Genomic DNA, 17,292 nt, shown 5'->3' on the forward strand with positions numbered 1-17,292 from the left:
GGCTCACACTGCCGGCCATGTCCAGGAAACCGCCAGACGACGCCCTCGTGGTGCCAGATGCAGAACGAGCCCACGCAAAGGCGGCAGGGCTCGTCTATGTCTGCGACACGGATGCCGGCATCACCCGGTGCAAAAGAGGGCAGTCGTTCCATTACCTGGATGTCGACGGTCGGCGGATCACCGACGAGGGCGTGCTTGCGCGTATTCGAGCCCTCGCCATTCCGCCGGCCTATACGAAGGTATGGATCTGCCGCAACGAGCGCGGCCACCTTCAGGCCACCGGACGCGATGCACGGCTGCGCAAGCAATACCGATATCACGCAAAGTGGCGCAGCGTACGCGACCGCGACAAGTTCGAACGCATCCTGGAGTTCGGCGAAGCGCTTCCACGGTTGCGCCGTCGCCTGCGCAAGGACCTCGCCCTGCCCGGCCTGCCGCGCGACAAGGTGCTGGCCCTCGTGGTGAGCCTGCTGGAAGAGACCATGATCCGCGTGGGTAACGATGCCTACGCGAAACAGAACAACTCGTTCGGCCTGACCACCCTGCGCTCGCGTCATGTCGCTGCGCGCCAGGGACGCATCGAGTTCCACTTTCGCGGCAAGAGCGGTCAATGGCGCGATGTGACGCTCGACGACCGCCGCCTGGTGAAAGTCGTGCGCCGAGTCCAGGAACTGCCGGGCCAGCGACTCTTCCAGTACCTGGACGACGACGGCCAGCGCCAGCCCGTCGACTCCGGCATGGTCAACGATTACCTGCGCGAGGTTACCGGGGGCGAGTTCACCGCAAAGGACTTCCGTACCTGGGGAGGCACCATCCACGCGGTCGCCGTGCTGGCTGCGACGTCCCTGCCCGCCGAAGGCGGCGAACGCGCCGTAAAAGCGACCCTGGCAGCAGCGGTCAAGGAAGTCGCCGGGATACTCGGCAACACGCCAGCCGTGTGTCGTGCGTCCTATATCCACCCCGAAGTGTTCGCCGGTTGGCTCGACGGCGAACTGCACCGTCGCGTACCCGGAGCCGGTGTGTCGTACCCGCGCAAATTGGAAGCGTTGACCCTGGCTTTTCTGCGTCGTCGGCTCCATGTATCGCGACGCTCCCCCTGAGACGAACGGATGGCTATAGTGCTCACACGGGGTTCGCGTTCGATTTTCCAGGGGTTGCGTTGACGATGTTGCGGTGGAAGGTGATTCCCGTCCTGTTCGGCCTGACGGCAGGCCTGGGCGCGCATGCGCAGGAGGCACCGGCGGCACCGCCGTTCGCCCTGCCAAACGAGGGAGCCCATCGCGGCGTGGTGGACGACACCTGGATCATCGCGTCCAAACGATTGCGCGACGCCACGCTCAGTGCGGTCAAGAACTACGCCGATGAAGGCGATATCGCGGCGGGTGTTTCGCTGCGTTACCGCGTCGATCGTGCGGAGTGGATCATCGCGGACGTCTTCATCTATCCGGCAGGGGAAGGCGACAGCGCGAAGATGCTGCACCAGGCGACGGAGGATTTCCGCGAGTCGGTGGCATATGCCGAACGCCAGGAGATCTATCGCAATGTCTGGTGGGGTGACGAATCCGCCTACACCGCGTCCCTGGCCGGCGGTAAGAAAGCGGAGGGTCGCTTCCTGCCCATCGTCTTCGATGCGCAGCAGGACATGCTGACCTCGCGCACCTACCTGTTCTACCGCAAGTTGTATTACGTGAAGATACGACTCACCACCACGGTCGACGCCGTCGACTCGCTTGCGGAGAACGCCGATCCGTTTGTCGGCGCGCTTCTGGACGGTGTCGAGATCGTCAGCGCCGGAACCTGCGGACGCAAGATGGAAGTCTTGGCCCTGCAACCGGGCGAGGCACTGCCGGGAGACCTTCCCGATGGCGTCAGCGCCGACGGGTTCCGCATGGCCCTCAAACTCACTCGCGCCGGAACGCCGGCGTACGGTGCGCAGATGGCGAAGGCGATGTCGCTGGCGTCCAAGCGACAACTGGCCGGCGGGTGCACGACGCTCGACTACCATCCGCCGCTGGAAGACGGCACACGTACCGTGCTGCACCTGTCGTTCACGCCCGAGGACTGGGGCGCGGCGCCCAAACCCTGAGAAGAAACGACCGGGGACGCGTCCCACGCCCCGGCCGCTGCCGTGCCTATGCCACGGGGAACCCGCTGATAGGCGCGACCGGTGCATGATGCGGGAGCCGATCGCTTCCGCCCATGGAAGGATTCTGAAAAGACAGCCTTATTTCAGATGGGGCGCCAGCAAGGGCATGTCCGCCGGGCCGAGGCGATCCGACGCCGTCATCAACTGGTGCCAATACGGATAAAGCACTGGCGGCGAACTGACCTCGTCCAGGCGCTGACGCTCCTCGGCCGTGAGCTTCAGCTCGGCGGCGGCCAGGTTGTCCTTGAACTGCGCTTCCGTACGCCCACCGATGACCAGCGACGTCACCGCGGGACGCTCGAGCAGCCAGGCCAGGGCGACCTGCGCGCCGGACACACCACGCGTCTCGGCAATCTCGACCAATACGTCGACGATGCGCCACAGGCGCTCTTCATCGCGGATCGGCGGTTCGGTCCAACCGGCCAGTTGGCGCGAGCCCTCGGGAGCCTTGGCGTCCCGGCGATGCTTGCCCGAGAGCAGACCGCCGGCAAGCGGGCTCCACACGAGCACGCCCAGTCCCTGGTCGATCGAGATGGGCAGCAGTTCGTACTCGGCCTCGCGCGCTTCCAGCGTGTAATGGATCTGCTGGCTGACGAAACGCTGGCGATGCTCGCGCTCGCTGATGCCCAACGCCTTCATCAGGTGCCAAGCGGAGTAATTGGAACACCCGAGGTAACGCACCTTGCCGTCGCGGACCAGGGTGTCGAGCGCCTCGAGGGTTTCTTCCAGGGGCGTCAGGCCGTCCCATTGGTGCACCTGGTAGAGATCGATCACGTCCGTGCGCAGGCGCTTAAGGCTGGCTTCGCACTCGCGAATGAGGTGATAGCGCGACAGGCCGCCGTTGTTGGGACCATCGCCCATCGGGAAACGCGCCTTGGTGGCGATCAGTACATCCTTCGGACGCTTGCCGGCGAGCACCTCGCCGATGATCTCTTCCGAGCGACCATCGGAATAAACGTTGGCCGTGTCGATGAGATTCACGCCGGCCTCGATGCACATGTCGATCAGGCGGCGCGCCTCGTCGACACCGGAGCTGCCGACCGAGGCGAACTTGCCCTGGCCGCCGAAGGTCATCGTGCCCATCGTCAGGGTGGAGACTTTGAGGCCGGAGCGGCCAAGCAATCGGTATTCCATGGGGATTCCTTGTGGGGAGTGAACCGACCCACGTTAGCCTTCCGACCATTGATCTGTAAAATGGAAAATTCTGATTGCATTTAGCACCCAACAAACTCAATCGCCATGGACCTCAAGCAACTCGAGTATTTCGTCGCCGTCGCCGAGGAGCGCCACTTCACGCGCGCCGCGCAGCGTCTCAACGTGGTCCAGTCGGGTCTGTCGCAGACCATCCGCAGCCTGGAAGAGGAACTGGGTGGGCCGCTCTTCGTCCGCACCACGCGCAGCGTGGCGCTCACCGCCGCAGGCGGGGTATTGCTCGAAGAGGCGCATCGCGTGCTCGATGCCGCGCGTTCGGCGCGCATGGCCGTGACCCAGGTGCATGGCCTCGCGCGCGGAAGGTTGCGCATCGGCGCCATCCAGAGCCTCGCCCCCTTCATCGACCTTCCCGCGACGCTCGGACGATTCCGCGAAGCCTTCGGCGGCATCGACATCGAGCTTCGCTTCGATGGCTCGGCCAACCTGCTCGAGGAGGTGCGCGACGGCCATCTGGATATCGCCTTCGCCCAGCCACCGACGGTACCCGTCGCCGACGTGGTCACGAAGTTGCTGGTCTGCGAGGGGCTGGTCGCCGTCTGTCCCCCCAAGCACCGATTGGCCGGTGCCCATGATGTCACCCTGCGCGACCTGTCCGAGGAGAGCTACGTGGACCTGCGTGCCGACTGGGTGATGCGCCAACTCATCGACGCCGCCTTCGCGGAAGCGGGACTGGCCCGGCGCATCCGCTTCGAGGTGAACGACATGAGCATGCTGCTCGAACTGGCGGCACAGGACCTGGGCATCGCGCTGGTGCCGGAATCGATCGCGAAGATACGCCGCGACGATCGCCACGCCCGACCGATCGCCTTCGCCGATATCGCCGAAGCCGAAGAGCCGTGCTGGGAAATCGTGGTCGGCTACCGCGCTGCCAACGGGAAGGCCCCGGGCCGGCTCGCCCAGGCCTTTCTCGATGTACTCGTGCAGCCGGCGGGTGCGCTCTAGGGCTCGCCGTCCCGGCAAGCTCTTTTGCACGATCGGCCATGGTTACGGTCCTTACGCGATGGCGTCAGGCATCCGCTAGTGCACCGTCGGACGACATTCCGCGACGCCACGCGCGCAAGCCGAACCCGGCCAGGATGACGAAGCCCGCGTAAAGCACGGCCGTTATCGGCAAGGACTTGTACACATACTCGCCGACGTAAATGACGTCGACCGCGATCCACAGCCACCACGCGGCAGCGTGGCGGCGTGCCTGCCACCATTGGGCGACGAGACTGAAGGCGGTGAGCGCCGCGTCGAGCCACGGCAACGACGCGTCGGTGTAGCGGTGCATCGCATAGCCGAGCGCCAGCGCCGCGGCCGTGCCGATGGCGAGGTGCTGGATCGCGCTGCGTGCATCCAGCGTCGCCACCCGAACATGCCCGCTACCGTCGAGGTTCCTCGACCAGCGCTGCCAGCCATACAGAATCAGCACGGCGAAGATCACCTGCAACACGGTGTCCGAATACAGCTTGGCATCGACGAAGATCCACGCGTACGCGATCACCGAGACCAGGCCCACCGGCCAGCACCATGGACTGCGTCGTGCGGTCAGCCACACGCCGGCCGCGCTGACCAGCGCGGCGGACAGTTCGAACAGCGACAGTTCAAAAGTCATAGGTCATCGACAGGCGAGCCAGTCGCGGCATGCCGGGGAAGAGATAGCTGTCGCCACCGGAGGTTCCGGTGTCGCGCCAGTAGAAGTGATTGAACACGTTGTCCACGTTGAGGCGCCAGGTCATCGCGTGGCCCTTGAGCGCCGTCACGAAGCGCAGGCCGGCGTCGAACACATGGTAAGCCGGCACGCGCGTCTCCCCATTCGGCGTCGCGACATTGGTACCGACGTAACGCCAGCCACCGAGGACGGCCAGCCGAGGGGCGAATGGCAGCGTGTAGTCGGCATAGACAGCCGTGCGCCAACGCGGCACGTTGACGACCTGGTGGCCCTCGTAGTCCGGTGCACCGGTGTTCTCGGCACGCGCGCGGATCACATTCGCGCTGGCGGTAAGGCGCAGGTTGTCGGTGACCCGCCCGGCCAGGTTCAGCTCGACGCCGGTGTGAACCTCCTGCCCCTGCTGGACGAACGTAAAGCCTTCCGCCGTGTCGTCGGGGCGGGCGAACTGATAGGCCTGGCGAATGCGGTAGACCGCCGCCTGCAGGTCGAGCGCATCGCTCACCGCATACTTCACGCCGGCTTCGACCTGGCGCGACTGCAACGGCGCGAGCGTGGTGCCGCCGTTGGACGTCCAGTACGGTGCCTCTCGCCCGAGCGAAAGACCTTCGCCGTAGCTGACGTAGGTGGTCAAGGGCGCCGTGGGCTGCCACAGCACGGCGGCCTGCGGCAGCGTCTTCGTCATCCGCGTAGCCCGCTCGAGGGTACCCGTGTCGTCGTAGGCGCGCTCGTCGAGCCTGACCAGGCGCGCACCGGCGAGCACCTGCCAGGTGTCTCCGAGGTGGATACGGTCGATCGCGAACAGCGTGCGCTGCCAGCTGGTGAGGCGTCGCTCCGAGGGGCCCGGCTCGTTCGGCGACGGGTCGAAGTACGGCGGCACGCGATCGTCGATATTCGCCGTACCGACATAGTCATACACGTAGGCGCGCTGGTCCATGGTGCGGCGGAACGCGCTGGCACCCACGTTGACTTCGTGGTCGATCGATCCCGTCGCGAACGTACCGGTGAGGACCGCACGCACTTCGTCGTTCTGCCGCGTGTCGTCCGGGCTACGGAAGTCGTAGACGTCGTAGTCGCCGTTGGGCGCGAAGAAGTAGCCTGGCGTCGCGCCGGACGCGCACGATGCCGCATAGAAGCAACCATAGGCGAAGGCGACGTTGTCGTCGATCACCGTGTGGCTGTGTCCGGCCGAGATCTGCGCGTTCCAACTGTCGTTGAAGCGGTAGTCGAAGCGCAGCGACGTGTTGCTCGAATGGATGCCGACCGGACGCTGCCACGGCTCGTAGCCCAATAGCCGGGTCCGACTGGGGTGCTCGGGAATCTGCGTGCCGCCCAACAACTGATAGCCCGATGCGGAGCGCTGGCCGCTGGTCTGGTAGTCGGTATCGAGCTGCAGGGTCGCCTGGTCGGTGATCTTCCAGTCGGCCCCGAGGGATACGAAGCTCCGTCGGCCATCGGTATGTTCGATGGCGGCATGGGTTTTTTCGTTGGCGGCATTCACGCGCAGGCCGAACGAAGGCGTGAACCATCCACCCAGATCCACAGCCTCGTAGTTGGAGCCGTGCGAGTCCGTTCCGATCGTCACCGTATGGACGTCCGAGGGACGCTTGCTCACGTAGTTGATCAAGCCACCCGGTTCGACCACGCCCGCTTCCAGCCCGCCGAGTCCCTTCAATACCTCGACGCGCTCCTTGCCTTCGAGCCCGGGCAGCTGCTCCGCCGACATGATCATGCCGTTGAAGCGAAACCCGGTGGCAAGGTCCAGCGGAAAACCGCGAATGGAGACATCCTGGTAATAGCCCGCCGGCGCGTAGTTGTCGTTGATCGCCGAATCGCCGCGCACCAGTTCGCTGAGCGTGCGCGGCTGACGGTCGTCGATCTGCGCACGCGTGATCACGGTGATCGCTGCCGGCGTGTCGTGCAACGGGGCGTTGCCGAAGCTGCCGAAGGTATCGAGCTGCGAATCCGCGGCCTGGTAACCGGTGGCCGTCGTGGCGTTGACGTCCACGGTCGACAGCGTGCGTGCTTTCTGTGCCGCCGTGTCGTCGGCGGCATGCGCCACGCCGAGCATCGAGAGTAAGGCCAGGGCCAGCGGGGTACGGGAAAAAGTCATCGTCGTCTTCAGGTTCACGGACGAAGCGACGGCGAGCCACGCCGTCCTGGAACGTCCGTGGCTCTGCAAGCTCCCTACGCCGGTACTAACCGGGTCAGGTTCCAAGGGACTCTCTCAGCCTGGCAACGCCAGGCACCCCCGCTTCTAGAACCGCTATTGAACCACGAATTGGCCGGCGGCGTGACGGATGGCGTCCAGCAACGCCTGCCCATGCCTTCCGGTGAACCAGGCGGCGTGGCCCCGCAGAAACGTGTGGTAAGCCACGTCGGCGTGGTCGCGGCGACGGGTCACACCCTCGAAGTACTCGACTTCGGACAGGGCGAAATCCAGGTGCACGATCGGCAGCAGATCGGCCAGCAGGACGAGGTCGGCCCCGGCCAGCGGGCGAATGCCGCGATAGCCGTCGATCAGGGCCAGCGCCAGGTCGGTGCGACCGATATCGCCTTGCGCGATGTCCAGCCACGCGATCGCGTTGCGTTCGATCGCCGTGGCGAGGTCGAACAGCGCGAATGTGGCAGCCGAGAGCCCAAGATCGAGGACATCGGTGATGCGTGCATGGTCGCTGGCGTCGCTCCAGCACAGGTTAGAGACGTGCCAATCGCCGTGGGTCCACAGGCGCGGTTGTCGCGCGATGCCTTCGAAGGCACGCGCATGCCAGGGCATGATGGCCTCGCCGATGTCGGCGCGCCAGTCGCGCTCCCCTAGATACACGCCCAGCGCCTGCCGCGAGGAAAGCGACGTCGCGATCGCATCCAGCGGATCGCGCGACGACAGGATGTCCGCACGCGCGACCAGAATGTGCGTGGTCCTTTGTGGTGCTGCGTAATCGAAGGCCGCCATGTGCAACCTTGCCAACATCGCGCCGGCAGCCCGTGCATGGGCCACACCCCCGATCGGCGACCACGAAAAGGCATCGCGATAGACGTCGGTGCCCCGTGCCGGCTCGTGTACCTCGTAGACCCACTCATCGAGGGCGATGGCGGATGCGCCATCGACGTCCAGCAGCACGCGCGGCAGCGGAATGGCACGGTCGCGCAGGTGCGCGCCGAGACGATGCTCCTCGGCAAGCGTCGCCGGCGAACGCACGCTTCGATGGTGCCGCTTCACGAACGCCGCGCCTGCGGACGTCTGCACGAGCGCCGCCGCCGACAAGGGCCGCGGACTGTGCCAGGACAATGCTTCGACCGCGCCCAGGGAAGGGAAACGACGCAGCAGTGCGCTGACTTCCGCCAGCGTCAGTGGCGGCCAGTCCGGGGGTAGTTCGTCCCCCGCGAGACCATGGGCGAGGTGGGCATCGTCAGTCATCGGCGCAGTCTAACCGTTGTGTCAGAAAGCGAGGTTCAGGCCGATCGTCGCCCATCGCGATGTCGGCAAGGCACGTGCGCGCGCACGTCCCACGACGAAATCGACGCTATCGCCATCGTCCTTGCCGAAATAGAACCGCGCGCCAGCCTGCGTCGTCTGCGAAAGACGCGCCGTCCACAGGCGCTCGACCAGCAAGGCCAGGTCTTTCGTCACTGCGAACTCGAAGCCGACGCCCGTCAGGCGACGCCACGCACCATCCCTGGCCTGGGTCATGCCGAGGTTCACGTTGGCCATCAGCCGACGCCCATCGTCGATACCGAAGTTGCTTGCGGCATAGGCATTGGTGCCGATGCGACGACCGTTCTGTAACGTCGTATCCGTGGCGAGAGCGAAGCCGATGCCGGCATCGTCGCCATTGCGCAGCTGCCACTTGATCGAGGGATTCTGCATGTTCTGTCCCGGGTGGGACTGACCACCCAGACCGATCCCGAACTCCACCGGGCCGACGCCGCAGGCCGGCACGGTCCACCCTGTATGCGTGCCAGCGCGAAATACCTGCAGCCAGCTTTCCAGCTGGCAACGGCCGGGCGTGGCCGTGGATGCGTCGTCGACCAGGTAGCTACCGCCCGAGGCCAGCGCCGGCGAGATGACCACGACGAGAATCGCCGTAAAGGCAAGGATGAAAACAGTGCGCATGCTGCAAACCTCCCCGCCGGAGATGTGCAGGTCTGGAAGTGAGCGGATTGTCGTTGCGCCTGCCGACGGGGTCAACCTCCCGCCGCCTCGAACGGCCCTTATCCCTGCCGGAGCCGCAGGACCAGCCCGTCCCCTATCCAGGCCCGGAGAAGCCTCCCGGCCTCGGGCGCCGTCGAGGCGTGGCCATGCCATCGAGTGATCTGTTCACAGATTTCAGCAAACGTGGCGCCCGCCAAAGCCAGGTCGAGGCAGGCGCATTCGTGCGCATCCATGCTGGCGAACTGGGGGGAGAGCCCCCGACGCCAAACGCGGACGCCTCCGTCGGCATCGAGGCGCGCTGCCCCGGGAGGCATGGACTCGTCGGCCAGGGCCTTCCAGACGGCCACGGCATTGCTGCGCAACCGCCGGAATCGCAATGTCGGCACGAATACGAACTCGACGCGGTCCCAGTCGTCGGCGCCCAGGGCATCGAGTTCGAGAGCCACGGCATCGGGCCCGCTGAAGGCCCGGCGAAGCGTGCCATCCAGCCACGCCAGTTCGCTGACGTCCGGGTCGTTCGGGTACTCGGCCTCGAGCATGTCCGCGAAATCGTGGCCATAGTCATCCAGGGTCCATGACGATGGGGCGTGCGCGTCGACGTAGCGCGCCGCCACACCGTCGAAATCGTCGTCGCCCAGCCATGCCCTCGTCTTCGCATAGGTGTCGCCGAGCGCGGCGATGAGCTGACCGCGGTAGTTGTTCGCGTAGACACGCATACCACGCTCGTCGAACTCGCCCGACCCACCGAGACCGGTCAGCGAGGCGGCGAAGCGTCGTTGCAGCGCATCGAGCTTCATGCGGGGCACGGTTCCGGCGACGAGGCGATCGCGCGCGCGTGCTGCAGCTCCGTGAGCAGCTCGCCCAGCGGGGGAATATGGTCGTCGCGCTCGATCATGGTGGCCACCCTGCCCAGCCGGGAGGCGAAGCGTGCGTACAGTTGCCAGACTGGGTCGGGAACGGGCGCATCGTGGGTATCGATCAACATGTCGCGCCCCTGGCTGTGGCCGGCGAGGTGTACCTGTCGAACGCGTTCGAGCGGCAGGCCATCCAACCAGTCGTCGGGATTCAGTCCATGATTCGTGGCACTGACATAGACGTTGTTGACGTCCAGCAGGAGGTAGCAACCGGTTCGCTCGCACAAGGCCGCGAGAAAGCCGGCCTCGGTCATCGACGAGCCCGCGAACGCGATGTAGGTCGATGGATTCTCGAGCACCAGGGCACGCCCGAGCACGTCCTGCGCGATCGCGACGTTCGTCGCAAGCACATCGAGCGATTCTTCCGTATAAGGCAGCGGCAACAGATCGTGCGAGTTGAAACCGTCGATGCCCGTCCAGCTGACGTGATCGGATACCCACAAGGGATCGACGCGTTCGGCCAGCCGACGAAGGCGCCGAAGGTAGAGCGTATCGACCTCGTCGACCGAGCCCAGATTCATCGACACGCCGTGAAGAGCCACACGGTAACGTTCACGAACGCGGTCGATGATGTCGAGCGGACGACCGCCCTCGACCATGAAGTTCTCGGAGACCACTTCGACGAAATCGACCGGCTGTTGCGTGGCGACGAAATCGGCGTAGTGAGGAATGCGCAGGCCAAGACCGAAGCCATGGAATGCCGGCGGCGACTGAACAGGCATGGCGTACTCCAGGAGAAGCCCGGTCGCCGTGGCGACCGGGCGAGGGCCGATTACTGGGCAGGCGGTGTGGTGCTGCCACCCTGGGCCGAGCATTCCTTCATCGAAACGGCCTTGAAGCCCTGGCCCTTGCAGTCGTTCTGGCCCTTGCAGGCATGGTTGCCGGACTTGCAGTCCGATGTGCCCTTACAGCTGTTGATGCCGTAGCAATGAACGGTCTTGCCGGCAGCCGGCTCGGCGGCCTGGGCCGGCGCGGAGATGGCGGCGGCGGACACGGCGAAGATGGCGGCGGCAGCGGCGATGCTATGGGTGGCGGTGTGCATGGTCGTTCTCCGGAAGATGGGATTTGCCGTTGTGGCATGGTGTGATTCGTGAGACCGGGTCGATCGGTTACACGAGGGGACGAACAATTTCAACGCACGCCGATGGCATGGTCGACCGACAGCCGGCCACCACCCCGAGCGATGAGATACAGCAGGATGGCCGCCCACGACAAGTGGGTGGGCCACGCATCGGGATAGACGAAGATTTCGATGATCGTCGTCATGCCGAGCAGTACGAAGGCCGACAGCCGCGTCGCCAGCCCGAGCACGAGCAACATCGGCACGAAGGTTTCGACATACGCCGACATATGCGCAGCGATCTCCGGGGGAACAAGCGGCAATTTGTATTCGGTTTCGAACAACTCGTACGTACCCGCGGTAATCGTCAGGAAGCCTTCGACCTTGGTTCTTCCGGACTGGAAGAAGATCGCGGCGATGGACCACCGGGCCACCAGGGCAAGGAACGAATGGCCGACGAATACGCCCAGGCGATCCGCAAGAGCGTTCCAGCGGGACACGAGGGTAGGACGAGGCGACAGCGGTTGGGCAAGCGAGTCCATGGCGGATCCTTCAGGTAGCGAAAGCGCCGGCCTGCAACAGGTCGGCCAGGAGAAGATCGATGCGAGCATCGGGCGAGTGGCTCAGCGTCGATTGCGCAGCGTCGGCCAGCGAAGCGCCAGCGTCGATGGTGGCGAGTAGATGCACGGCTGCCACATCAAGCGGGGCGATACGTACGCCATGGTCGACGCGGGTGACGATGGCGGACTCGGCTCTCCACACCAGGCCGGCATCGACCGCGATGCCGGCACGGCTCGCCTCCCAGATCGATACAGCAGGCTGTGACGAGGTAAAGGAACGCGTGGCCGGGTGGACCCGGAGCCTGAGCGACGCGATGGCATCCGGCTCGAGGGTGACCATGGTCGCCGCGGTGAGCGTGACCGCATCGGCAGCCACGAGGCTCTCGGACCAGAGGCGGTCCAGGCGCGCGACGTCCGCGAGGTACGGTAGCTCGCCCGCCGGCTCGAAGGCCGCGAGGAAGCTGGCGAACGTATCGCCGTAGTCGCTCAGCCGCGGGTCGCGTGGGGGCGACTGCGAGACATAGATCGCCGCGGCGGCGCGAAACCATTCGCGACCGACCAGACAGGCCACCGCGGGGTAGTTCGCTTCCAGCGCATCGAGGCAGGCACGCAGGGCCGTGTTGCGGTAGACCGCGAAGGCGGCCTGGTTCGCCGCCGCGAAGGTGGCGACGTCGCCGTGCAGCGCGTGGGCGAAGCCGGCCTGGAATCGTGCAAGCGCACTCATGCGGCCACCCGCTCGACGTCCAGCAGCGCGTGAGCACGATCGCGCTCCGTGAGCAGGGTGGCGAAGGACGGTACGTCACCATCGCGTTCGATAAGTGTCGGTCGTGCGCCGCCACGCAAGAGCACGTGGTCATAGAGCGACCAGACCGAGTCGGCGACCGCCGAGTCGTGCGAATCGATGAGCAGCGTCGCGTCGTTATCGTCCGCCGCATGGCCGGCGAGATGGATCTCGGTCACCGCCGGGAGCGGAAAGGCATCCAGGTAGTCGAGCGGATCGTGACCGAGGTTATGCGCGCTGACGTAGACGTTGTTGATGTCGAGCAGGAGGCCACAGCCACTGCGACGGGCCAGTTCGGCGAGGAAGTCGGTTTCGCTCCAGTCGTGCCCCTCGAGCCGCAGGTAGTGCGACGGGTTTTCCAGCGAGATACGCCGCCCCAGCCGCTCCTGGGTGTGCGTCACATTGCGCACGAGATGTTCCAGCGCCTCGTGCGTCCGCGGAAAGGGCAAGAGATCCGGAATATAACGGCCGCCCCACGCCGACCAGGCCATGTGCTCGGAGACCAGTACGGGCCGTATCCGGTCGATGAGCACGCGCAGTCGCCGCAACTGCGTCGCATCGGGCAGGTCGGCGGCCGCCAGGGAGAGCGAGACGCCATGCAGGGACAGCGGAAAGCGCTCGGCCAGCGCATCGAGCATCGCCAGCCGCGGGCCGCCATCCACCATGTAGTTTTCGGGATGAACCTCGAACCACAAGCCGCTCGCACGACTGCGCATGGCAGCGTCGAAATGCGGGGGCTTGAAGCCGATCCCTGCGGCTGGCGTCATGCTCATGGCGTCGACTCAGCCGATCTTGCTCAACGAACCGTGGCCCTTGGGCGTCTGGATCGCGGTGCAGGTTCCGGCCGGCACGTTCTTCCATGCATTTTTCTGATAGTCCGCCTTGGCCGTACCGGCGCAGGTGGTACCCGGGCCAGCGGCGCAATCGTTCTGGCCGGCCTTGGCGACACCCCAGCATTTTTCGACGGCAGGCTTGCCGGCATCCTTCTGGGCGTCGGCGTGGGCGACACCGGCGACCAGGGCGGCGAGGGTGAAGGCGACGGAGGCGACGTGACGATGGTTCATGGAAACTCCTTTCGGGGAGGGACGGACGGGATGCCCGGCTTCACCCATGAGTTCGCCACGCCGGGTGGTTCGGTTACATGGCCGCGATGAAATCTTCTTCGCTCGCGTTGTAACCGGATCCCGCGTGCGAACGAACTGATCTCCATGTGCCCCATGTCGTCATCGCCAGGCTCGGCTCGCGGCGCTTGCGATAGCGAGCCCGGCGTGGCTATATCCCTGTCCATGGTCAGCCCGGCAAGTACAGCGACATCCCCTATGGATCGGGCGACGGAGGGACTCTCGGCGCCGGAGTTCCATCTGCGCGACTGTTTCATTCGCGGCCTGGCTGGCGATGCCGTGCAGTACCGGCGCTTTCTCGACGGCCTCGGCTCGCATCTTCGCGCGTACCTGCGCCGTCGCCTGCCCCGCGCGCAGGCCGATGTCGAGGACATCCTCCAGGAGACCCTGCTCGCCGTGCACAATGCTCGCCACACCTACCGCGACGACCAGCCGCTCACCGCCTGGGTGCATGCGATCGCCCGTTACAAGCTGATGGACTTCTTTCGTGCGCATGCGCGCCGCGAGTCCCTCCACGAGCCGTTCGAGGACGATGGCAGCCTCTTCGTCCAGTCCGATGTGGAACCCGCCGATGCACGCCGCGATGTCGGCCGCCTGCTCGAGGCACTGCCGGACCGGCACCGCCTGCCGATCGTCTTCGTGAAGCTGCAGGGATTGTCCGTGGCCGAGGCGGCGCAACGCTGCGGCATTTCCGAATCCGCGGTGAAAGTAGGCGTGCATCGAGGCCTGAAAGCGTTGGCCGCCAGAATTCGGGGCAGCGCATGAAGACCGACGACTTCATCGCCATGCTCGCAAACGAGGTTCCGCCGGTGGACCGGCGCGCGCCCGGACGCCGCTTTGCCTTGGCGCTGCTGCTTGGTTTCGCCTCGGCGACACTATTGATGGCAGCGGGATTGGGCGTGCGCCCGGATCTGGCCGAGGCGATTCACCTGCCGATGTTCTGGGCGCGCCTGGCTTTCGCCGCCGGCATCGGCGGCGCGGCCTTGTGGCTTACGCTGCGGCTGTCTCGCCCCGGTGTCCGCATCGGCGCTCGCTGGGCGGGGCTGGCCGCACCGGTCGCCATCGCCTGGACCGGTATGGCCATCGTGCTGGCCCAGGCGCCAGCCGGCGCACGGGTGGCCTTGCTGCTCGGCCACACCTGGCACGTCTGCGCGATCCTCATCGCCCTGCTCTCGACGCCGACCTTCGCGGCCATGCTCTGGGCCGTTCGCGGCATGGCGCCGGTGCGACCTCGCGTCACCGGAGCCGCCGTGGGCCTGCTCGCCGGCGCCACGGCGACCATGGCCTATTGCCTGCACTGTCCGGAAATGTCGCCGGCGTTCTGGTCCACCTGGTACCTGCTCGGCATGGCCATCCCCGCGGCGGTCGGTGCGCTGATCGGTCCCCGCGCGCTTCGGTGGTAGCCGACGCGTCGTAGCGATGTCCCGCTGCTCCCGGCGATCCGGGGGCGGATTCGGCAAAGCTCCGCGCCAACCCTGTATTCGATAGCAGCCCGGTCGCTAACCCATCAAACTAGGCACTTTGGTGCAAAGGGGCGACATGAGCTCAAGCAGCAGGAATCTGGCAGTCTGGGGACGGTATCTCGCCGTCGCCGGGGCTTATGCCGCCTGCTACGAGCTCACCCGCAACGTCTCGTTTTCGCACTGGATGCTGCCTGCCGGCCTGCGCATGGCGTGCCTCTTCCTCGTACCACGCCGTTACTGGGTGGCCCTGGCGGTGGGTGAGACCCTCCCCATTGCCGAGATGGCCGCGCTTCACGCCTCCGCGTTCGGCACGCTCTGGGCACTCGTCGTTTCGTTCCCGCCGATCGCGCTGATGATGCCGGTGGTTGGCTGGATGCGCGGTCGATTTGGTCTGTTCCGCGGCGACGGTCAGATCCACATGGGCATGATCATGTCCGCGACCATGATCTGCGCCGCGATCAATGGCGTTGCCAACGGCGCCGCGCTTGCCAATGTATCGATGCGCGATGGTTCCGAACCGCCCGCCGTGACGATCCCCCTCTTCCTGGCCTGGTTCCTCGGCGCTTATCTCGGCGCCCTGACGCTCACCCCGATGATCCTCGCCCTGCGCGAGCGCCTGGCCTCGCAGCCCGGGCGCGTAGTGACCTTGAAGTCGATATGGCAGAGCACACTGACGCGCGACGCGCTACTCATCGCCGTCCCTGCGCTCGCCTTGCTCATGGCCATGGCTTCGGTGCTGGACGGCGCGGCGCAGCAATGCGCACGCATGGCCATGGCGATGCCGGTGGTCATGCTGACGTTGCGTCACGGCTGGCACGGCACCGCCATCGGCGGCATGCTGGCGAGCATCGCGCTGGCCTCGACCTCGTTCGTCCTTCGCGATCCCGCCATGATCCAGGCACAGGTTGTCCTCGCCTTCGTCATCTCGACCTCGCTGTTGTTCGGTGTCAGGGTGGCGCGCCGCCTCGCCGCCAGCCACACACTGGTCCCACACGCAGGCTCCCACCGCCGCGGCTGACTCGATGAGAGCGCCGGGCAAGCGCCCAGCGCTCTTCATGACTCAGGGGCCGTGCGTACTGCATTCGCTCGGATCCTTGCAGTCGCCGATCAGCAGGTTGATCTGCATCGTGCCATTGGGCTGCGGCGCCACGAACACGTGCGTCGATCCATCCGTATAGACCGTCTCGCCCGTGGTCACCGCGGGTGGGGGCAGCGGCTCGTCCGGTGTGGCGAGCCGGCTGGCATCCGAACCGACCGGCAACCCGACCGCCTTGTATGCGGTAACTGCAAAGGCACCGCGCACGGCACCGCTGGCGTCGTTGATCTGGATATAACGGGTACCGCCGCGAGTAAACACATAGACGTGATAGTTCGAACTAGTGCTGACGTCACCAACGGCAGTGGTCGTCGCTTGTCCCAGAGAAAGGGCGGTTTGTGCATGCACGACGGTCACGCCCAGCGGCAGCACGAGGAGGGTGGCAAGCAGAAAGCGGGTCGAAGTACGCATGTCGGATGTCCCTTGGGAGGTTGACGAGCCCGCGCGACCGTCGCGCCGGACCGGCATCTCGACCCTGGGCCGTCCAGGGCCGGGCAGCCCATGGTCGATCACCTCACTTTCCCTCATCCGTGCGGCTGCCGCGGGCAGCCTGCCGAATCCGCTCAATGCTGCCTTTGCTGGAAACGGGGTTCATTTGCGCTAGAAAAGTTGGCTAGGTTCAACGGCTCATGCCGCGGCGGGCTCGGACGTGGCGGCGCAGAGCCTTCGGTGCCCACCCTCGCTGCTCAGACAGGTCCTCCGCGTTCGGTGCGGAAGGTGCGGAACTCGCCTCGAGGGTGGGCACCGAAGACTCTCCCGAACCGGGAGGCTCGCGTGGGTCGAGCCAAAGCCGCCACGGCATCGCCGGCAGGCACGCCGACACAGGCGCGAGGAAGGTATTGGCAACCGGGTACCAGCAACCGCGTCCGCTTCGCCCGGATGTTCCGGGCGCGGCCGGGGCCGGGCCGGGGCCGACGACAGCATCCCGCAGCGGCTCTCCTTCCACTCGACCGTCCGGTAATCCGCGAAGAACCAAAAAAAAAGCCCTGCGTGAGCAGGGCTTTTTCGTTTGGCTGGGAGACTAGGATTCGAACCTAGATAAACGGAGTCAGAGTCCGTTGTCCTACCGTTAGACGATCTCCCAATAAACCGGGGTTCGACGCGCTCTGACCGTGGTGCGTCGAACTCTGAAGCG

The 17,292-nt window shown here is 65.8% G+C and carries 19 protein-coding genes, 1 tRNA gene and 1 riboswitch; of the genes, 6 read left to right on the plus strand and 14 right to left on the minus strand.

Annotation, left to right across the window (positions count from 1 at the left end):
* Positions 1-17 precede the first annotated feature (17 nt).
* Together VM621_RS05480 and VM621_RS05485 are read left to right on the plus strand one after the other, a co-directional pair.
* Positions 18-1,100 (plus strand): DNA topoisomerase IB, encoded by a 1,083-nt coding sequence (locus VM621_RS05480; protein ID WP_325467969.1) that lies wholly within the window; start codon positions 18-20, stop codon positions 1,098-1,100.
* Between the two features lie 65 nt (positions 1,101-1,165).
* Complete coding sequence (locus tag VM621_RS05485; RefSeq protein ID WP_325467970.1) at positions 1,166-2,086, plus strand: hypothetical protein; 921 nt, start codon at positions 1,166-1,168, stop codon at positions 2,084-2,086.
* 138 nt (positions 2,087-2,224) lie between these two features.
* Here VM621_RS05485 and VM621_RS05490 read toward each other — a convergent pair whose 3' ends face one another.
* Positions 2,225-3,280 carry an aldo/keto reductase gene (locus VM621_RS05490; protein ID WP_325467971.1) on the minus strand — a complete coding sequence of 352 codons (1,056 nt, stop codon included), beginning with the start codon at positions 3,278-3,280 and terminating at the stop codon, positions 2,225-2,227.
* A gap of 105 nt (positions 3,281-3,385) precedes the next feature.
* Here VM621_RS05490 and VM621_RS05495 point away from each other — a divergent pair, with 105 nt between their 5' ends.
* Positions 3,386-4,300, plus strand: coding sequence for a LysR family transcriptional regulator (locus VM621_RS05495; protein ID WP_325467972.1), 915 nt, complete (start codon positions 3,386-3,388; stop codon positions 4,298-4,300).
* Between the two features lie 64 nt (positions 4,301-4,364).
* Here the strand turns inward: VM621_RS05495 and pnuC are convergent, their stop codons facing one another.
* The 11 genes from pnuC to VM621_RS05550 all read right to left on the minus strand — a co-directional run bounded on the left by pnuC (position 4,365) and on the right by VM621_RS05550 (position 13,541).
* Positions 4,365-4,955: a nicotinamide riboside transporter PnuC gene (gene pnuC / locus VM621_RS05500; protein ID WP_414674494.1), complete on the minus strand. Its 591-nt coding sequence runs from the start codon at positions 4,953-4,955 to the stop codon at positions 4,365-4,367.
* Positions 4,945-7,122, minus strand: a complete 2,178-nt coding sequence (locus tag VM621_RS05505; RefSeq protein ID WP_325467973.1) for a TonB-dependent siderophore receptor — start codon at positions 7,120-7,122, stop codon at positions 4,945-4,947. Before VM621_RS05505 ends, pnuC begins: the two co-directional genes overlap by 11 nt.
* Before the next feature lie 54 nt (positions 7,123-7,176).
* Positions 7,177-7,272, minus strand: a riboswitch (TPP riboswitch).
* Positions 7,273-7,275: 3 nt separating this feature from the next.
* On the minus strand, positions 7,276-8,427 hold the full coding sequence (locus VM621_RS05510; protein ID WP_325467974.1) for a phosphotransferase enzyme family protein: 1,152 nt from the start codon (positions 8,425-8,427) through the stop codon (positions 7,276-7,278).
* 21 nt (positions 8,428-8,448) lie between these two features.
* On the minus strand, positions 8,449-9,123 hold the full coding sequence (locus VM621_RS05515; RefSeq protein WP_325467975.1) for a hypothetical protein: 675 nt from the start codon (positions 9,121-9,123) through the stop codon (positions 8,449-8,451).
* A gap of 98 nt (positions 9,124-9,221) precedes the next feature.
* A complete protein-coding gene (locus tag VM621_RS05520) occupies positions 9,222-9,959 on the minus strand; it encodes a DNA-binding domain-containing protein (protein WP_325467976.1) in 738 nt (245 codons plus the stop codon).
* The gene (locus VM621_RS05525) at positions 9,956-10,798 is read right to left on the minus strand and encodes a DUF692 domain-containing protein (protein ID WP_325467977.1); all 843 of its coding nucleotides are present in this window, start codon (positions 10,796-10,798) and stop codon (positions 9,956-9,958) included. The genes VM621_RS05520 and VM621_RS05525 overlap by 4 nt, the downstream gene beginning before the upstream one ends.
* Positions 10,799-10,848: 50 nt before the next feature.
* Positions 10,849-11,118: a hypothetical protein gene (locus VM621_RS05530; protein ID WP_159892425.1), complete on the minus strand. Its 270-nt coding sequence runs from the start codon at positions 11,116-11,118 to the stop codon at positions 10,849-10,851.
* Between the two features lie 89 nt (positions 11,119-11,207).
* Positions 11,208-11,678: a DoxX family protein gene (locus VM621_RS05535; protein WP_325467978.1), complete on the minus strand. Its 471-nt coding sequence runs from the start codon at positions 11,676-11,678 to the stop codon at positions 11,208-11,210.
* Between the two features lie 10 nt (positions 11,679-11,688).
* On the minus strand, positions 11,689-12,420 hold the full coding sequence (locus VM621_RS05540) for a DNA-binding domain-containing protein (RefSeq protein WP_325467979.1): 732 nt from the start codon (positions 12,418-12,420) through the stop codon (positions 11,689-11,691).
* Positions 12,417-13,250, minus strand: coding sequence for a DUF692 domain-containing protein (locus VM621_RS05545; protein WP_325467980.1), 834 nt, complete (start codon positions 13,248-13,250; stop codon positions 12,417-12,419). The genes VM621_RS05540 and VM621_RS05545 overlap by 4 nt, the downstream gene beginning before the upstream one ends.
* 9 nt (positions 13,251-13,259) lie before the next feature.
* Entirely contained in the window at positions 13,260-13,541 is a 282-nt protein-coding gene (locus VM621_RS05550) for a DUF2282 domain-containing protein (protein WP_325467981.1), read from the minus strand.
* A gap of 255 nt (positions 13,542-13,796) precedes the next feature.
* Between VM621_RS05550 and VM621_RS05555 the strand changes: the two genes are divergently transcribed.
* The 3 genes from VM621_RS05555 (at position 13,797) to VM621_RS05565 (ending at position 16,079) form a co-directional block, all read left to right on the plus strand.
* Positions 13,797-14,363 carry a sigma-70 family RNA polymerase sigma factor gene (locus tag VM621_RS05555; RefSeq protein ID WP_325467982.1) on the plus strand — a complete coding sequence of 189 codons (567 nt, stop codon included), beginning with the start codon at positions 13,797-13,799 and terminating at the stop codon, positions 14,361-14,363.
* Positions 14,360-15,001, plus strand: a complete 642-nt coding sequence (locus tag VM621_RS05560) for a DUF1109 domain-containing protein (RefSeq protein ID WP_325467983.1) — start codon at positions 14,360-14,362, stop codon at positions 14,999-15,001. The genes VM621_RS05555 and VM621_RS05560 overlap by 4 nt, the downstream gene beginning before the upstream one ends.
* Positions 15,002-15,137: 136 nt before the next feature.
* Positions 15,138-16,079 (plus strand): MASE1 domain-containing protein, encoded by a 942-nt coding sequence (locus VM621_RS05565; protein ID WP_325467984.1) that lies wholly within the window; start codon positions 15,138-15,140, stop codon positions 16,077-16,079.
* A gap of 42 nt (positions 16,080-16,121) precedes the next feature.
* On the opposite strand, the gene VM621_RS05570 is transcribed toward VM621_RS05565, so the two are convergent.
* Complete coding sequence (locus VM621_RS05570) at positions 16,122-16,568, minus strand: hypothetical protein (RefSeq protein WP_325467985.1); 447 nt, start codon at positions 16,566-16,568, stop codon at positions 16,122-16,124.
* A gap of 599 nt (positions 16,569-17,167) precedes the next feature.
* Positions 17,168-17,241: transfer RNA gene (locus tag VM621_RS05575), tRNA-Gln, on the minus strand.
* Positions 17,242-17,292 lie beyond the last annotated feature (51 nt).

It is taken from the genome of Luteibacter sp. (assembly GCF_035539195.1).
GTDB lineage: Bacteria > Pseudomonadota > Gammaproteobacteria > Xanthomonadales > Rhodanobacteraceae > Luteibacter.

Excerpts from the sequence above, each read along its gene's own strand:
- VM621_RS05520 (WP_325467976.1), bottom strand. The coding sequence starts at position 9,959 with ATGAAGCTCGATGCGCTGCAACGACGCTTCGCCGCCTCGCTGACCGGT.
- VM621_RS05515 (WP_325467975.1), bottom strand. The coding sequence starts at position 9,123 with ATGCGCACTGTTTTCATCCTTGCCTTTACGGCGATTCTCGTCGTGGTC.
- VM621_RS05480 (WP_325467969.1), top strand. The coding sequence starts at position 18 with ATGTCCAGGAAACCGCCAGACGACGCCCTCGTGGTGCCAGATGCAGAA.
- VM621_RS05560 (WP_325467983.1), top strand. The coding sequence starts at position 14,360 with ATGAAGACCGACGACTTCATCGCCATGCTCGCAAACGAGGTTCCGCCG.
- VM621_RS05505 (WP_325467973.1), bottom strand. The coding sequence starts at position 7,122 with ATGACTTTTTCCCGTACCCCGCTGGCCCTGGCCTTACTCTCGATGCTC.
- VM621_RS05490 (WP_325467971.1), bottom strand. The coding sequence starts at position 3,280 with ATGGAATACCGATTGCTTGGCCGCTCCGGCCTCAAAGTCTCCACCCTG.
- VM621_RS05485 (WP_325467970.1), top strand. The coding sequence starts at position 1,166 with ATGTTGCGGTGGAAGGTGATTCCCGTCCTGTTCGGCCTGACGGCAGGC.
- VM621_RS05495 (WP_325467972.1), top strand. The coding sequence starts at position 3,386 with ATGGACCTCAAGCAACTCGAGTATTTCGTCGCCGTCGCCGAGGAGCGC.
- VM621_RS05510 (WP_325467974.1), bottom strand. The coding sequence starts at position 8,427 with ATGACTGACGATGCCCACCTCGCCCATGGTCTCGCGGGGGACGAACTA.
- VM621_RS05555 (WP_325467982.1), top strand. The coding sequence starts at position 13,797 with ATGGATCGGGCGACGGAGGGACTCTCGGCGCCGGAGTTCCATCTGCGC.
- VM621_RS05550 (WP_325467981.1), bottom strand. The coding sequence starts at position 13,541 with ATGAACCATCGTCACGTCGCCTCCGTCGCCTTCACCCTCGCCGCCCTG.
- VM621_RS05545 (WP_325467980.1), bottom strand. The coding sequence starts at position 13,250 with ATGAGCATGACGCCAGCCGCAGGGATCGGCTTCAAGCCCCCGCATTTC.
- VM621_RS05530 (WP_159892425.1), bottom strand. The coding sequence starts at position 11,118 with ATGCACACCGCCACCCATAGCATCGCCGCTGCCGCCGCCATCTTCGCC.
- VM621_RS05570 (WP_325467985.1), bottom strand. The coding sequence starts at position 16,568 with ATGCGTACTTCGACCCGCTTTCTGCTTGCCACCCTCCTCGTGCTGCCG.
- VM621_RS05525 (WP_325467977.1), bottom strand. The coding sequence starts at position 10,798 with ATGCCTGTTCAGTCGCCGCCGGCATTCCATGGCTTCGGTCTTGGCCTG.
- VM621_RS05565 (WP_325467984.1), top strand. The coding sequence starts at position 15,138 with ATGAGCTCAAGCAGCAGGAATCTGGCAGTCTGGGGACGGTATCTCGCC.
- pnuC (WP_414674494.1), bottom strand. The coding sequence starts at position 4,955 with ATGACTTTTGAACTGTCGCTGTTCGAACTGTCCGCCGCGCTGGTCAGC.
- VM621_RS05535 (WP_325467978.1), bottom strand. The coding sequence starts at position 11,678 with ATGGACTCGCTTGCCCAACCGCTGTCGCCTCGTCCTACCCTCGTGTCC.
- VM621_RS05540 (WP_325467979.1), bottom strand. The coding sequence starts at position 12,420 with ATGAGTGCGCTTGCACGATTCCAGGCCGGCTTCGCCCACGCGCTGCAC.